This window comes from Coprococcus comes ATCC 27758, from assembly GCF_025149785.1.
In the GTDB taxonomy this organism is placed as follows: Bacteria; Bacillota; Clostridia; order Lachnospirales; family Lachnospiraceae; genus Allocoprococcus; species Allocoprococcus comes.
Genome location: NZ_CP102277.1, coordinates 1296984 through 1312790, shown reverse-complemented (window position 1 = coordinate 1312790; position 15807 = coordinate 1296984). Strand labels below are relative to the sequence as shown.

Below are 15807 nucleotides of genomic sequence, written 5' to 3'. Positions count from 1 at the left end.
CATGACATAATTATTCTTTTATATCTCGTTTCCACTTTCCATACAATAATTGACTCGGAAGGAAAAGAGCACAATATAAAATTTTGTCACTACTATTACTCAAAAGCTCACCACTTTTTCTTCCAGCGAACTTTCCGTATATTTGATACTGCAGCATTGATTTGATTCTTATTTTCATGCAAGCATTCGAGTCCAAGAATGCCTCTGCTCTAGCTATGCATCCATTCGGGGACTTTATATTGTGTTTTCTACGGTTATTAGTCAGACCATCTTCGAGATAATCTGAAATGTAAATTACACGATTAAAGAATCGCATTTTATACTTTTCAGACATTCTAACCCAAACGATATCCTCACCTAGAAACTTTTCCCCTTGAAACTCAGGAAATAGATATTCTTTTAGACAGTGCGTATACCATACTTCCGCCATATCTCCACCAATATTTCTATTAATTCGGCACTCAACATAGGACTCTTTCATCCCATCCTGTGGCACACCAGATGTACTTAGATATCCACCATCCGGCTTTCCTCTCAAAAAGCTAAAGCCACAAAGATCACTCTCGTTTTTGTACTTTTTATAAATCTCATTGACACAAGAAATTGCATCTACTGTAAGAGAATCATCGCTGTCAACAATAAATGTCAACGGAGCCTTTATAAACTGATATGCATAATTCAGAGCCGTGTGCTTTCCGCCATTTTCTTTTTTATGATAAGAAATTGGAAAATCTGCCGTCTGTTTCATTTGCTCGACACGTTCGCTTGTATCATCCGTACTACCATCATCTACAATGAGCCACTCAAAGTCCTTACAGTCCTGAGCACATAAGGATTCATATAGTTTTTCCAGAAGTTTTCCTCTATTGTAGGCGGGTGTAAGAACTGTTATATTGCTCATTTTAGACCCCTATCATTTTTATAATTTCACTTTTCTAACTAAATTATCCTGGACAATCTGCAACACACTTGACAAAAGTAGGGTTAATCCAATTGTCCACAATACAATTTCCAAGTTACCTACTTGTTTTCCTTCCGTTGTCTCCTTTTCAAAGAAATAAAGAATAAACGGATGGATGATATAAATTTCATAAGATATTGTTCCTAACCAAATCAGAAATCTTTTCTGTATCTTCACTTTTTTCAATAATTCAATTAGAGGAACAATAAATGCTATCGTGATAATATTCCGAAGAACCGACTGAAACAATTGATTATCAAAACCCACCACACTTAATGTGAGTCTTCCGATAAACAAAATTACAAAAGCTACAATTGCAACAATTTCTTTCCTCAAAAAACCGATTTCAAAATAAGAATCAATTTTTCTCTCATACATCGCCCACAAAATGCCGAGAGGCATTCCAATAATAGATGCATACATTTCATCTCGCGGGTTAACAAAAGCACTTATCAAGATATAAGCAATAGTTATAACCGCAAACCAATATGCTCCTACATTGATTTCTGTATGGTTAAACACTGCATAGAATACAATGTATACGGCTATAATCACCCATATAAACCAAAGCGGTTGAATGTATCGAATTGTAAATACTTCAGCAATTGCTCTTGTAGGTGTTTGCCCCCCCCCCGATAATTTCCAGTCCTATCCAGACGATTGCGACTATCACATAGGGAGCAATAATGTTCAAAAGCCTTTTGGACAGAAAACCTTGAAGATAATTTCTCTTTTGCAGTAACCCACAGGTCAAGCCATAGCCTGACATAAAGAAGAAGAATCCCACTATCGGAAAAGCAATGTACCAAATCGGTTTCACATACACAGGTAAATTTGATAACCGAAAAGATATGTGGTGCAACATGATAATTATTGCCGCAATTCCTTTACAGCAATTCGTAGTCGTCCTATCCAATCGGCCACCCATTACTTCGTCTCCATCTGCTGTGCAATATCAGCATCCACGATTTCCTCGCCGGTCTTATGCTTCAGCTGCTCCTTGGAGGCTTCACTCAGGCCGTTATTGATTACACAGTTCATATCGCAGGTGCTGCACTTGTCCAAATCCTCTTTAGTAACTTTGCCATCACGATAATCGCGGCAGATTTTCAGCTCATACATGCTGTACGGATGCTTGGTGAACAGAGCCTTGAACTTGTGAACCAGAACCCAGATAGCCGGCTTCCAGATGTACTTGTGCATAGCCGGGCTGACAGAACCGATCATCCAGCAGTCACGGTCACAGCAGCGAACCTTTGCACGAACCTTCTCTGCTTCAGGGCTGTTCCAAAGCTCGTCCCAGGTTTGATTGTTCAGGTTGCCCATGACCTCTTTGTCCTTGGTACCGTTGCAAGGCATGACATCGCCATACGGGTCGATGAAGAAGGTATCAAAGCTCATATCGCAAGGCAGCAGACGCTTCTGACCGTAGATGTAGTTGATCAGGCCGTGGTTAAAGTACGCACGAAACCACTTCTTCGGGCTGTTGCTGCGAAGCAGTTCGTTGACCAGATTCTCGAAGTTCTTAGCAACCATCGGACGGTCATGGATAATGTTCTTGGCCTCAACAAAGTAGAAGCTGTTGTGCAGAGATGCTGTTGCGAACTCCATGCCCATCTCGTTGGAGATTTTGTACAGCGGAACCAGGTCAGGAGCATTCTTGTCCTGAACGGTCATACCAAAACCGACATCCTTCATGCCCATTTCACGCAGCTTCTTCAGTGTGCCGTAACCACGCTGGTAGCCGTTCTGCAGGCCACGAATCTCATTGTTGGTCTGCTCCAGACCCTCGATAGAGATACGAATACCGATTTGAGGGAACTCCTTACACAAATCAACGATACGATCTGTGAAGAAACCGTTCGTGGAAATAACGATACGGTCAGACTTCTTGTACAGTTCACGCACGATATCCTTCAGGTCGGTACGGATGAACGGCTCACCACCGGTGATGTTGGTAAAGTACATCTTCGGCAGCTTCTTGATGGTTTCAATGCTGATTTCTTCTTCCGGCTTGGAAGGTGCCTTATAACGGTTGCACATGGAGCAACGAGCATTGCAGCGGTAAGTGACGATAACCGTACCATTCAGTTTCTTTTCGTTATTGTTAGCCATTTTTCTAATACCTCTATCTCTCTTTTTATCTATAAACTTTCATAATTTTCTCGTAATACTCATCGATGGTATCGAAGCTGATGTCCTTGCAGTTCGCACTGTACTCCGCACACAGCTTCTTATCACCCCAGAGCTTCTCTATCTTTCTCTTCAAATCTTTCCCGTTACCGCTTTCAAACAGCTCGCCGGTCTTGCCAACCTGAATCAGTTCCGGGATACCGCCGATGTTCGCTCCCAGCACTGGTGTGCCATACATCTGGGATTCCATCACAGAGAACGGGCAGTTCTCATACCACTCAGAAGGATAAATGGAGAACCGTGCCTCACGGATCAGCTTCTCCAGTGCCTCGCCTTTCTGGAAGCCAACGTTCTTGATGTTCTTAATACCATTTACTGTCTCTTCCAGTGGGCCAGTACCGGCGAAGATGAACTGCACATCCTGCAGTTCTTTACAGACCTTGATGAGCGTACCGATACCCTTCTCCTCCGAGAAGCGGCCGAAGTAGAGGACGTAATCCTTCTTTGGAGTCTCTTTCCACTCCACCTTATCGATGAAGTTGTGCATTGCCACGGTCTTCGTCGCAAACAGCGGGTTGCTGTCCATCTTGCTCTTCATGAACTCCGAGCAGCAGATCATGGTGTCAATGTACTTATAGGTGCCTTTCCACTTCCAGAACTCCGCTTCCATCATGCCAATGGCAGATTTCGCCGTGGAGCCGTGAATGCACTTGCCTTTCATGCAGTTCGCGAAATGACCGCCGAGACACTTCTCACAGTTCTGGTGGGCGTTCGGATTGTTCAGCATGTGGTTCGGGCAGACCAGCTGGTAGTCATGTGCCGTGAAGATGATCTTACAATCTCTTCCGGTCTCCTTGCGCCACTTCACGATTTCCAGAATGATGGAAGGTGTCAGCTGGTAGTTAAAATTGTTCAGGTGACAGACATCCGGCTTGAAGTCATCTAGTACTAGTCTTAATTTTTCTCTTGCTTCCTTGCTGTAGATGGTCTTGATCGGGTAGGTCAGCTTGCTCAGTTTACTGCCGCCGTGGAAGTCCATATCAGATGTATAAGCATTGACACGGTTGCCCACACAGCGGCCTTCGTGTTCCATACCGAAGTACTGAACCTCGTGTCCGTGCTGCTCCAGTGCCTCACCCAGCTTAAATATGTACGTCTCCGATCCGCCATTCGGATATAAAAATTTATTTATTATTAATACTCTCATCGGCTCTTCTCCTCATACAATGCAAGTGTTTTATCCACTACTTCATCCCAGTTGTATTTTGCACAGATAAAGTCGGCTGCCTGTTCTTTTAACTTTCCTACCTTCCGAATATCATCGCATGCGTCCTGCAGTTTTTCTGTCAGGTCCTTGATATTGGATTTTCGGAATATGATTGCTTTATCTTCTACCACCTCGGTACATTCCGGTATATCAGATACCAGACAAGCATTTCCATAACTCATGGCTTCCAGAAGACTTAATGGCATTCCTTCCAGATCAGACGGCAGCGTATAGATGTAAGCGTTGCTGTATAATTCATCCAGCATCGCTCCCTGCACAAATCCGGTAAAGAGAATCCGATCGTCACCCTTCGCCAGTTCTTTCAATTCCTTCATAAAGGAATCTGTATCACTGGAACCGCCTGCGATGACCAGCTTTTTATCTGTTTTGACATCCTTGAACGCTTCAACCAAATACCGGATACCTTTTTCCGGTACCAGTCGACCAAGAAATAATATGTAGGAATCTTTCGTCAGTCCAAATTTTTCTGTTATTAAACCAGCTTCTCGGGTTTCTGGTCTGTTCACTCCATTCGGAACGAAATGTGTCTCCCTGCCATAGGTATCTCTGAAATAATCCTGAACACCTTTACTCAGAACGATGATTTCATCTGCATACTTTACAGCATTCTTTTCACCCTGACGGATGAATTTAGAGCCAAATCCTGACTTCCATTTTTCCCGTTGCCAGTCTATACCATGAATGGTAACCACAACCCTCTTTCCAAACATCTTAGGTAGCCACGAGAAAAAAGCTGGACCTTCTGCATGGATATGTACCACATCATATTTTCCAAAAGCACTGTACAGGGCCGCAAAGAAAGAGGAACTCACCGCTGCAAGACCTTTTCCTTCAATAGTTGGAACAAATTTCTGTCGGATTCCATCATATTCAATTTTATTGTCATACTCTGCACCACTCACGTGATGACCAGATCTGTTGTAACAGGTAACCTGACATCCATCTCGTGCCATTCTGGTGCACAATTCTTTTACAACAATCTCTATCCCGCCCTCACGGGACAGTCTTTTTTGTCCGAACATGGACACTGCAAATCTATCTTTCATAATGTTCTCCAACCAATATTGTCCCCTCTACTCCTTTATATCTATGTACTTTTGTTGAGTAGACATTTCTGCACTCTACATACTTAAAAGAAGTAGCCTTTTCAGCATTTCGTATGCTTTTTATTGACCTTTTACAACAATCCTACTTCGATCCAACCTTCCCCAGCACAACAGCCACGGTCTTAAACAGAATCATAATATCCAACCCCGGACTCCACTTTTTAATATACTCGGTATCCAGTCTTACAACTTCTTCAAAGTCTGTGATATTACTTCTTCCGCTGACTTGCCACATACCGGTAAGTCCCGGCTTGAATGCCAGTCTGGAGCGGTGATGCATCTCGTATTTCTCCCACTCGTCCACTGTTGGCGGTCTGGTTCCCACAAGGCTCATGTCACCTATGAGTACATTCCAGAACTGTGGAAATTCATCCAGAGAGTAATCACGGATAAAATTACCGATTCCCTTGATGATACGTGGATCATTATCCATCTTGAACATCATACCATCTTTGATATCGTTCTGCGCCATCAGCTCTTTCTTCCGCTCTTCTGCATCCATATACATGCTTCGGAATTTGTAAATGTTGAATTTTTTGCCATTTTTTCCGATTCGCACCTGTTTGAAGAAGATCGGTCCCGGTGACTTAATATAAATGATTGGTGCTACAAAGATAAAAATGATACCTGTCAGTAGCATTCCAACCAGTCCTCCGCAGATATCCATCGTCCTTTTGAAGATCAGCTGACCGGCGCTTACCATATTGATGCTGGTCGAAAGCACCGTATATCCTTCCAGCTTTTCCACAATCTGATTGGAAGAATCATCCGCAACTCTTGCCAGCTTGATATGTATGGTAATTCCCATGATACCGAAATTTTTGATCATTTTATCCGAAAGCGCAAGCTCTGTCGGAATGCTGAAAAGTGCTTCATCCACCCAGTTCAACTGTGCAAAATCTTCAATCGCACTCTCTCCACAAAATACCGGGAATCCATGATAATTTGGAATTTCATTTTCTTTTGCATCAATAATTCCAATTCCCATTACATGAAACTCACTGTAGGGATTGCTGGTAAATGCCTCCACAATTTCTCTATAATTCTTTTTTCCACCGATCAGAAGGATCGCTCTTTTCCCTGATGCAGGGCCTCTGTGCTTGGAAAGCCATTTTTTCAACAAAATCCTTCCTATATATAATACGCAGATCGATATGATTGGGAATGCAAATATAACAACTCGTGAGTAATTGCTCGACTCTTTCATTGCAAACAAATAAGCAATCACACACACGGTCACGATGATTGCGTGCTTTGCGACTGCCTTAGTCTCCAACCAGTACCCTCTTCTTAAGATGCCCTTGTAACTTCCCATCATCAGTCCCACAACCAGATCGATCGCCGCTATCGCAAAAAACACATTCCGGTAAAGCGGTGCTTCTCTGTAATATGCAGTCCCATGATATAACCAGTGAGCAAGTAAATAAGATAATTCCAACAATATTAAATCTAACAAAATAAAATCCCAGTGTTTTAACCAACTGGAAGTTTTCTTTCTGTACATAAGTGAACCCAACCCTCTTAAACATTACTTTCGTAATTTTTTTCTCTAACATTTATAACATATTTCGTATAAAAGGTAAAGCAATCTTCATGTACAATTCTCTTTTTCGACATTTTATCGACTTTCCGCGCAAAAAAGCCATTAGTTTTATGTACTTTTTTCTAAAAACTAATGACTTTTTAATTATTTATCAATTATTGTATTTTCAATTATAGATTTTTACCCTTTCCATACAATAATCACCTTTTTTGCTGCTGCAATCTGATTTCTGACAGTTTTTCTACTTTGTCAGTGCAATAATTGCCTTCACCACATCGTCAATTCCCATCTCAGAGCTGTCAATCAGCGTTGCATCTTCAGCCTGCTTAAGCGGTGCGATCTCTCTTGTCATATCGCGCTCGTCTCTTTCCTGGATATCCTGCCTGATCTGTTCAAAATCACAGGCTTCTCCTTTTCCTTCCAGTTCTTTGAACCGGCGCATTGCGCGGCATTCTACACTTGCAGTCAGATACACTTTAACGTCCGCATTCGGAAGTACATTGGTTCCGATATCTCTTCCGTCCATAACGACATCTTTTTCTTTTGCAAGATTCCTCTGCAGATCCAGAAGCTTTGCACGGACTGCCGGTACTGCCGAGCTTACGGATGCCATATTTCCAACCGCTTCCTCACGAAGCTGTGAAGTGATGTTTTCTCCATTCAAATAGACTTGCTGCACACCATTTTCATAACCAAGCTCTACCTTTGCATCCTCGCATGCTGCCTCGATCTTCTCTACTTCTCCCGGTACGATCCCCTTTTTCAGAAAATGTACGGCAAGTCCGCGGTACATTGCCCCGGTATCTACATAGATGAATCCCAGTTCCTTTGCAACCAGTTTTGCGATCGTGCTCTTTCCGGCACCTGCCGGTCCGTCAATTGCGATATTATATCCCATTTTATATCCTCCCTGTTTCACTCACATTTTCCTGTTTACGCCATCTCTGGATTGCTGTGCGATATCTATAATCCAAAAACTACCAGATATTACTTCCTGCCGCATATGCAGTCGACCATGCGATCTGCAGATTGAATCCACCGGTCAGTGCATCCAGATCCAGCACTTCCCCTGCAAAATACAGTCCCTGTACCAGCTTGGACTCCATCGTAGACGGATTGACTTCTTTGACTTTTACGCCGCCCCGTGTAATAATTGCCTCTTTGAAATCTCGAAGCCCGGTCAGTGTCACAGTAAAATGCTTGATCAGATGGACGAAATTCATCCGCTCTTCTTTTGTGATCACATTGACCTTCTTCTCCGGATCAATGCCGCTTAAGTGGATCATAACCGGAAGTAATTTTGCCGGAAACAGTCCGGTAACTGCATTTTTAAACTGTTTATTATGGTTTGCATCAAATTCCCGCAGCACTCTCGCATCCAGCTGCTCTTCGGAAAGTGCCGGCTTCAGGTCTATGACCAGCTTTAACTCATGCTTTTTCTGCAGGATTTTACCTACATAGGCACTCGCACTGATGATCAGTGGTCCGCTTACTCCAAAGTGGGTGAATAACATTTCTCCGAAATCACTGTACAGCTCTTTCTTTCCGTCATAGACCGTTGCCTGGACATTCCGGAGGGAAAGCCCCATCAGTGCCGGAATGTACTCTTCTCTGACATTCATCGGAACCAGGGAAGGTGCAGGTTCGGTGATCTTGTGTCCCATCGCTTCTGCAAAGCGATAGCCATCTCCGGTGGAACCTGTTGTCTGATAGCTGACACCACCGGTTGCGATAATGCAGGCATCCCCTTCTTCTTTGCTTCCATCTGCCATGACAAGATAGGAAAATCTTCCATCCTCTGCCACAACCTTTTCTACATTGGAATAAAGATGGATGTGTACTCCATTTCGCTTCATTTCCAGCTCCAGTGTGCGGATAACATCCGAAGAATGATCCGACTGCGGAAATACACGGTTGCCACGCTCCGTCTTCAGACGCAATCCTGCATTTTCAAAGAAATCCATCACATCCTGGTTGGTAAATCCGTAAAAACTGCTGTACATGAATTTCTCATTGGATACCATATTCTGGAAAAGTTCATCCACGTCACAGGCATTGGTGACATTGCATCTGCCTTTTCCCGTGATGAAAAGCTTCTTTCCAAGTTTTTCATTTTTCTCAAATACGTGGACTTCATTGCCATTTTTCGCCGCAAAAATCGATGCGAACATACCGGCAGCTCCGCCCCCTACGATCAGTACTTTACTCATTTGATCCTTACCTCATCTTCTACAGGCTCCAGCTCATCTCTGGAATAAACCTGATATTCGTCCCAGATGTCCTCCAGTGTCTCCAGCGTCTCGATGACATCATCCTGCTTCTTCATGCAGAGTGCAACCACCAGTGCATTGATCACACTGAGCGGTGCAACCAGGGAATCTACGATAGATGCCATATCACTCTTGGCGATCAGATTGCAGGAGGAATAGAGATTCATCGGTGAATTCACACTGTCGGTCAAGGTTATTACCTTTGCTTTCCGGTTGCTGGCAAATTCCAGTGCTTTTAAAGTACGCATGGAATATCGCGGAAAACTGATCCCGATGATCACATCTTCTTCCCCGATCCGGATCAGCTGCTCAAAAATCTCGCTGGAACTGTTGGTATCGACCTCTACCACATCCTCACAGATCAGATTCAGATAGAAAGTCAGGAATTTTGCCAGAGGTGCACAGCTTCGGATTCCGATCACATAAACCTTTTTTGCCGCAAGGATCGTATCCACCGCCAGCTCAAATGCATGATTGTCCACTGATTCCAATGTCTGCTTGATCTTCTCGATATCAGACTGCAGAACCGTCGCCAGGATCTCGCTCCGGTCGATCCGTCCGTAGGTCACTTCCATACGCTGGATAGAATTCAGCTTGGTACGCACCAGTTCTCCCAGTGCTTTCTGGAATTCGGGATAGCCTTTATATCCAAGCTGTGTTGCGAAACGGACAACCGTTGATTCGCTGACACCGACTGCCTCTCCCATCTTTGCAGCCGTCAGGAAGGCTGCTTTATCATAATTTTCTTTGATGTAATCCGCAAGCCGCTTCTGTCCCTTGCTGAACTTCGGATATCTCTCATCAATTCTAATCAGTAACTCATTTTTTGTGCTCACAATTTGCCTCCAAATAAGAAACGTGCCTTTTTATAAACTCATTTACTTCTATTATAAATAAGGTCACAACCCTTTTTATTATAAGCAAAAGAGCCATAAAATTCAACTCGAATTTTATGGCTCCTGAGGTTACGTTTTGCTCACAAAATACTGTCTGTAACAGCTTTCGTCAGTTCATCGTTATTATACCGGATAACTTCCGTCTTTTGCAATTGTAGCATCTACTTTCTTCTCCTGTGCCTCGCGGTATTTGAAGAAGTCTGTAGCTACCTGCGGGAAGAGTGCGTAGCTGAGTACGTCTTCATCCTGCTCTTTGTACTGTTCCATCTCTTTTTCAAGAGTTCCGAGTTCATCCGGGATCAGGTCTGCCGGACGGCATGTGATAACTTCCGGATTGTCTCCGAGTACTTTCTGAACAACATCCGGGTTGAACGGTTTAACAGTTGCACCGTATTTTCCGCTCAGGATGTCTTTCGTCTCTTTTGTTGCCATCTTGTAGCGTTCGCCCATCAGGACATTGAATACTGCCTGTGTACCAACGATCTGTGATGACGGAGTAACCAGCGGTGGTTCACCAAGGTCTTTACGAACTCTCGGTACTTCTTCAAGTACGTCGTAGAACTTGTCTTCTGCTCCCTGCTCTTTGAGCTGGGAAGTAAGGTTGGAAAGCATTCCACCCGGTACCTGGTACAGAAGAGTCTTGATGTTAACACCAAGGTTCTTCGGATTGAGAAGTCCGCTGTCAAGTGCTTCGTCACGGATCGGACGGAAGTAATCAGCGATCTCAGCCAGAAGACTCTGGTCAAATCCTGTATCATAAGGTGTTCCCTTGAATGTCTCAACCATAACTTCTGTTGCCGGCTGAGAAGTTCCAAGTGCGAACGGTGAAATAGCGGTATCGATCACGTCTACACCGGCTTCAACTGCTTTTAAGTATGTCATTGAAGCAACACCTGATGTGTAATGTGTATGCAGCTGGATCGGGATATCAACAGCTTCTTTTAATGCTCCGACAAGTTCTGTTGCCTTGTACGGAAGAAGAAGACCTGCCATATCTTTGATACAGATAGAGTTTGCACCCATATCTTCGATTCTCTTTGCGATGTCTACCCAGTAATCCAAGGTGTAAGCATCTCCAAGTGTGTAAGAAAGCGCGATCTGTGCTTCTGCTTTCTCAGCGTTAGCTGCTTTTACTGCTGTCTGAAGGTTTCTAAGGTCATTCAGACAGTCAAAAATACGAATGATATCGATTCCGTTTGCAACAGATTTTTTAACGAAGTATTCTACTACATCATCTGCGTATGGACGGTATCCAAGGATGTTCTGTCCACGGAAGAGCATCTGAAGTTTGGTGTTCTTGAATCCGTCACGGAATTTACGAAGTCTTGACCATGGATCTTCATGCAGGAAACGAAGGGATGCATCAAATGTAGCTCCGCCCCAGCACTCTACGGAATGATATCCGACTTTGTCCATTTTATCTACGATCGGAAGCATCTGTTCTGTGGTAAGTCTTGTTGCGATCAGGGACTGATGCGCATCACGCAGAACTGTTTCCGTAATCTTAATCGGTTTCTTTTCAATTGCTGCCATTATATCTTCCTCCAATTATTATAAGGTTTATTAAGCTCCAGGATTGTTATCTCACTGTCAGATACGCGCTGCTCGCAGCGCTAAGGAAACCTGACGGTTTCCTTCTGTGCCTGATGGCACAGTCTGACATTTCGATAGCAACCGCGATTTGCCCTTGCAAGCAAGCAAATCGCTTCCTGTTGCTACATTACTCCGAAAATAGCCATAAATGTTCCGGCTGCTACGGCTGTTCCGATAACTCCGGCTACGTTCGGTCCCATTGCATGCATCAGAAGGAAGTTGGTCGGATCTGCTTCCGCTCCTACTTTCTGAGATACACGGGCTGCCATAGGTACGGCAGATACTCCGGCTGAACCAATCAGCGGATTTACCTTGCCATGTGTGGCTACGCACATCAGTTTTCCAAACAGGACACCTGCTGCGGTACCGAATGCGAATGCGATCAGACCAAGTAGTACGATCTTAAGTGTGCTGACATTTAAGAATGCCTCTGCACTTGTAGTAGCACCTACAGATGTACCAAGCAGGATAACTACGATGTACATCATTGCGTTGGATGCGGTCTCTGTCAGCTGTCTTACAACACCGGATTCTTTGAACAGGTTACCAAGCATCAGCATACCTACCAGAGGAGCTGTTGTCGGAAGAATCATACATACAACGATGGTTACGATGATCGGGAACAGGATTTTCTCAAGCTGTGTAACCGGACGAAGCTGTCCCATTTTAATCTTTCTTTCCTTCTCTGTTGTGAGAAGCTTCATGATCGGCGGCTGGATGATCGGAACCAGTGACATGTACGAGTACGCCGCCACGGCGATCGGTCCCATCAGAGCCGTCTGCTGGAGCTTACCTGCAAGGAAGATGGATGTCGGTCCGTCTGCTCCACCGATGATGGAGATAGCAGCTGCTGCCTTATCAGAGAAACCAAGAGCCATCGCACCAAGATAAGCTGCGAAAATACCAAACTGTGCTGCCGCACCGAGGAGGAAGCTCGCCGGGTTGGCAATGAGCGGTCCGAAGTCAGTCATCGCACCGACACCCATGAAAATAAGTGACGGGAGAATAGACCACTCATCCAGCTGGAAGAAGTAATACAAAAGTCCGCCCGTTCCGTTAGCCGAATCTTCTGCATGAAGCATGATATCCGGGTAAATATTTACCAGGAGCATACCAAATGCAATCGGTACAAGCAGAAGCGGTTCAAACCCATGCTTGATTGCAAGATAAAGGAAAAAACATGCAACTGCGATCATAATGTAGTTACCCCAAGTCAGGTTGAGGAACGCAGTCTGCTGCACGAGGTTTCCCAGTGTGTTAGTGATATATTCCATGTTATAACCTCCTGTTTTTCAAAAGGATGTTGCTCCTTAGTTCAATGTAGCCAGTGTCTGTCCTGCTTCTACTGCATCACCTACTGCTACATCGATACTTGCAACTGTTCCGTCTTCCGGAGCTACAACAGGAATTTCCATCTTCATTGCTTCTACGATAAGAACTGCATCACCGCGGGATACTTTCTGTCCTACGCTTGCTTCGATCTTAAATACTTTTCCGGCTGCACCTGCTTCTACCTTGATGCTTCCAGCTCCGGCTGCTGCTTTTGGAGCTGCCTTCGGTGCTGCTTTCGGAGCTGCCTTTGGTGCTGCTACTGGTGCTGCAGCTGCTCCGTTTCCGTTTTCTTCTACTGTAACATCATATACGTTGCCGTTAACTGTGATTGTATAGTTTTTCATCTTTAAATCCTCCTGATTCTATTCGCACTATGCATTCCATTTGTTTGATTTTCTTCTCTTGATAGAACGTACTACAAATCCGTCTGTAGTAGTTCCTTCTGCTGCTGCGATCGCTGCTGCGATAACCGCAACAAGTTCGGTATCATCCATTTCTTCTGCCTCTTCTACAGCTGCTGCCACTGCCGGAGCCGGTGCTGCCTTCGGAGCTTCTTCTTTTTTCTTCTTGGATGTACCGTTAAGTAATGCAGGAACGTATTTGATCAGGGAAATGATAAAGCTCATGAAAATAAGCATTACGAATACAGTTCCCATACCAAGTAATGTGTTAAGTCCCGCTTTTTCAAGGATTTCGCTCATGCCGTAATGAGCATTGACTGTAAATGATTCCAGAGTCATATTCTCATCGAATACGAATTCCAGGTCTGCACTTCTGTCAGAAAATGTTGCCGGTGCAGTTACCGTAACACCTGTAGAAGATGCCTCGAATTCATAGTCTTTATGGCTTTCATAATCGCCGCATTCTTCCAGGGATGCCTTCCATCCTTCCAGTGCAGTTGCAAAAGTGTCTGCTTCCATCTGCACACCGGTCTGGCTTTCAAACTGTGCCATCAGATATCCCTGATTCCAGTCTGACATCTCTGTGATCTGGTCGCTTGTGATGGATCCGCTCTCAATGATATCAAAAACAGCATCACAAGACTGGATCAGTGTATCTTTGTCATAGCTGACGGTCTTGGCATTCCCGCAGCCTGCAAGGCCGAGCACAAGTACCAGAACTGCGACTACTAAACTAATCTTTTTCTTCACTTTGCTTCACCTCGCTAAATTGTTCCGTGTTTTTTGGATGGTCTTTCTTCCCTTTTTGTAAATAACATCTCAAATGCACCGATCACATATTTTCTGGTATCTGCCGGTTCGATGATGGTATCTACATATCCTCTTCCAGCTGCGGAAAGCGGGCTTGACTGAAGTGCTTTGTATTCTTCTGTCTTTGCTTTTAATGTATCTGCATCTGCATCTGTGTACATGATCTTCGCTGCCATGTCTGCTGCCATCATTCCGATCTCAGCTTCCGGCCATGCGTATACCATGTCTGCTCCGATTGCTTTACTGTTCATTGTCACATATGCGCTTCCGAATGCTTTACCTGTGATCACATTGACTTTTGGTACAGTTGCATCTGCAAATGCATAAGTGAGAGCTGCCATCTCTCTTGCAAGGTTCTTTTCTGAGCATGCAGTTGCCTTGAGTCCCTTTACATTTGTAAGTGTGAGTACCGGAATTCCGAATGCATCACAGAATTTAACGAAAGCTGCTGCTTTCTTGCATCCCATTGCTGAGAGTGTGCCGTCGAATTCTTCTGCTGTGTTGCCTTCTTCATCGTATACTTTTGAGCGGTTGGCAACAGCACCTACTGTCATTCCGTTCAGGCGGATGAATCCTGTTACCATATCTTTTGCATAAGCTTTCTTTGTCTCAATGAATACACCATTGTCAGAGATCATAGAAAGAGCAAGTGCTGCATCTTCTGCTGCATTCTCAAGATCTGCACATACTCTGTTCAGATCATCTGTGCATTCATCATATGCATCGTTGTCTTCGTTGTTAGCCGGAAGAATTGCTACGAGTGAGCGGATCTCGCCAAGAATTTCTTCTTCGCTTCCTACGCCGTCAACGATTCCGGATTCTTCACTCTGGAATTTTGCGCTTGCTGTATCGCATTTGTCCGCGGTGTTGCCCGGAATGGTATTCGGAGAGTTTACGAATAATTTTCCGTTCTCTGCCATGAATGTAAAATCAGAAAGTGCTGCTGCCGCTGCCAGTCCACCACCGCAATTGCCGAATACTGCTGTGATCTGTGGAATTACGCCAGAAGCCATAGCCTGTTTGTAATAGAAGCTTCCGAATGCGTTCAGTGCGTCAGTTGCTTCCTGAAGACGAAGTCCTGCGCAGTCGATCAGACCGATCACCGGTGCGCCCATCTTCATTGCCATATCATAAATGTTCGCAATCTTCTTTGCGTGCATCTCACCGATGGTTCCGTTCAGTACAGATGCGTCCTGGCTGTATACATATACCAGGTTTCCATCGATTACACCGTAACCTGTGATGACGCCATCTGTCGGAGCTTTTTTCTCCTGCATGTTGAAATCTGTTGCTCTTGCAGTTACCTGTCCACCGATTTCAACAAAGCTTCCCTCATCGAGCAAATTGGCAATTCTTAAGCTCGCCGGGTTTGATGATGTTGTGTTGCTCATAAATCTAGCCCTCCATTTTTATAAATTTAATAATTAAATCAAATTTTCTGCCGTGTATATTATACTTGCTTTCTATGCAATAC

General features: G+C 44.3%; 15 protein-coding genes. All 15 read right to left on the bottom strand.

Annotated features, from left to right (window positions below; genetic code table 11):
- Positions 1–10 precede the first annotated feature (10 nt).
- Positions 11–901: a glycosyltransferase family A protein gene (locus NQ556_RS06430; RefSeq protein ID WP_008369183.1), complete on the bottom strand. Its 891-nt coding sequence runs from the start codon at positions 899–901 to the stop codon at positions 11–13.
- Positions 902–919: 18 nt separating this feature from the next.
- A complete protein-coding gene (locus tag NQ556_RS06425) occupies positions 920–1540 on the bottom strand; it encodes an acyltransferase family protein (RefSeq protein ID WP_259812410.1) in 621 nt (206 codons plus the stop codon).
- 19 nt (positions 1541–1559) lie between these two features.
- Positions 1560–1889, bottom strand: a complete 330-nt coding sequence (locus NQ556_RS16805; protein WP_204575891.1) for an acyltransferase family protein — start codon at positions 1887–1889, stop codon at positions 1560–1562.
- Entirely contained in the window at positions 1889–3076 is a 1188-nt protein-coding gene (locus NQ556_RS06420) for a radical SAM protein (RefSeq protein WP_008369190.1), read from the bottom strand. Before NQ556_RS06420 ends, NQ556_RS16805 begins: the two co-directional genes overlap by 1 nt.
- A 25-nt stretch (positions 3077–3101) precedes the next feature.
- The gene (locus NQ556_RS06415) at positions 3102–4301 is read right to left on the bottom strand and encodes a glycosyltransferase (protein ID WP_008369192.1); all 1200 of its coding nucleotides are present in this window, start codon (positions 4299–4301) and stop codon (positions 3102–3104) included.
- Positions 4298–5428, bottom strand: a complete 1131-nt coding sequence (locus tag NQ556_RS06410; protein WP_008369193.1) for a glycosyltransferase family 4 protein — start codon at positions 5426–5428, stop codon at positions 4298–4300. The genes NQ556_RS06415 and NQ556_RS06410 overlap by 4 nt, the downstream gene beginning before the upstream one ends.
- Positions 5429–5570: 142 nt before the next feature.
- Positions 5571–6992 carry a sugar transferase gene (locus NQ556_RS06405; protein ID WP_008369195.1) on the bottom strand — a complete coding sequence of 474 codons (1422 nt, stop codon included), beginning with the start codon at positions 6990–6992 and terminating at the stop codon, positions 5571–5573.
- A 280-nt stretch (positions 6993–7272) separates the two neighbouring features.
- Positions 7273–7929, bottom strand: a complete 657-nt coding sequence (gene cmk, locus NQ556_RS06400; RefSeq protein WP_055247106.1) for a (d)CMP kinase — start codon at positions 7927–7929, stop codon at positions 7273–7275.
- Between the two features lie 79 nt (positions 7930–8008).
- Positions 8009–9241 carry a BaiN/RdsA family NAD(P)/FAD-dependent oxidoreductase gene (locus NQ556_RS06395; RefSeq protein WP_008369201.1) on the bottom strand — a complete coding sequence of 411 codons (1233 nt, stop codon included), beginning with the start codon at positions 9239–9241 and terminating at the stop codon, positions 8009–8011.
- Positions 9238–10137: a MurR/RpiR family transcriptional regulator gene (locus NQ556_RS06390; RefSeq protein ID WP_008369203.1), complete on the bottom strand. Its 900-nt coding sequence runs from the start codon at positions 10135–10137 to the stop codon at positions 9238–9240. The genes NQ556_RS06395 and NQ556_RS06390 overlap by 4 nt, the downstream gene beginning before the upstream one ends.
- Positions 10138–10320: 183 nt before the next feature.
- Positions 10321–11730: an oxaloacetate decarboxylase subunit alpha gene (locus NQ556_RS06385; protein ID WP_008369206.1), complete on the bottom strand. Its 1410-nt coding sequence runs from the start codon at positions 11728–11730 to the stop codon at positions 10321–10323.
- A gap of 182 nt (positions 11731–11912) precedes the next feature.
- On the bottom strand, positions 11913–13064 hold the full coding sequence (locus NQ556_RS06380; RefSeq protein ID WP_008369207.1) for a sodium ion-translocating decarboxylase subunit beta: 1152 nt from the start codon (positions 13062–13064) through the stop codon (positions 11913–11915).
- Positions 13065–13100: 36 nt separating this feature from the next.
- Positions 13101–13466 (bottom strand): biotin/lipoyl-containing protein, encoded by a 366-nt coding sequence (locus tag NQ556_RS06375; protein WP_008369209.1) that lies wholly within the window; start codon positions 13464–13466, stop codon positions 13101–13103.
- A gap of 27 nt (positions 13467–13493) precedes the next feature.
- Complete coding sequence (locus NQ556_RS06370; RefSeq protein WP_008369211.1) at positions 13494–14273, bottom strand: OadG family transporter subunit; 780 nt, start codon at positions 14271–14273, stop codon at positions 13494–13496.
- Between the two features lie 14 nt (positions 14274–14287).
- Entirely contained in the window at positions 14288–15724 is a 1437-nt protein-coding gene (locus tag NQ556_RS06365; RefSeq protein WP_022219913.1) for an acyl-CoA carboxylase subunit beta, read from the bottom strand.
- Between the last annotated feature and the right edge of the window lie 83 nt (positions 15725–15807).

Coding starts and splice junctions, on each gene's coding strand:
- NQ556_RS06430 (WP_008369183.1), bottom strand. CDS start 901: ATGAGCAATATAACAGTTCTTACACCCGCCTACAATAGAGGAAAACTT.
- NQ556_RS16805 (WP_204575891.1), bottom strand. CDS start 1,889: ATGGGTGGCCGATTGGATAGGACGACTACGAATTGCTGTAAAGGAATT.
- NQ556_RS06420 (WP_008369190.1), bottom strand. CDS start 3,076: ATGGCTAACAATAACGAAAAGAAACTGAATGGTACGGTTATCGTCACT.
- NQ556_RS06415 (WP_008369192.1), bottom strand. CDS start 4,301: ATGAGAGTATTAATAATAAATAAATTTTTATATCCGAATGGCGGATCG.
- NQ556_RS06410 (WP_008369193.1), bottom strand. CDS start 5,428: ATGAAAGATAGATTTGCAGTGTCCATGTTCGGACAAAAAAGACTGTCC.
- NQ556_RS06405 (WP_008369195.1), bottom strand. CDS start 6,992: ATGTACAGAAAGAAAACTTCCAGTTGGTTAAAACACTGGGATTTTATT.
- cmk (WP_055247106.1), bottom strand. CDS start 7,929: ATGGGATATAATATCGCAATTGACGGACCGGCAGGTGCCGGAAAGAGC.
- NQ556_RS06395 (WP_008369201.1), bottom strand. CDS start 9,241: ATGAGTAAAGTACTGATCGTAGGGGGCGGAGCTGCCGGTATGTTCGCA.
- NQ556_RS06385 (WP_008369206.1), bottom strand. CDS start 11,730: ATGGCAGCAATTGAAAAGAAACCGATTAAGATTACGGAAACAGTTCTG.
- NQ556_RS06380 (WP_008369207.1), bottom strand. CDS start 13,064: ATGGAATATATCACTAACACACTGGGAAACCTCGTGCAGCAGACTGCG.
- NQ556_RS06375 (WP_008369209.1), bottom strand. CDS start 13,466: ATGAAAAACTATACAATCACAGTTAACGGCAACGTATATGATGTTACA.
- NQ556_RS06365 (WP_022219913.1), bottom strand. CDS start 15,724: ATGAGCAACACAACATCATCAAACCCGGCGAGCTTAAGAATTGCCAAT.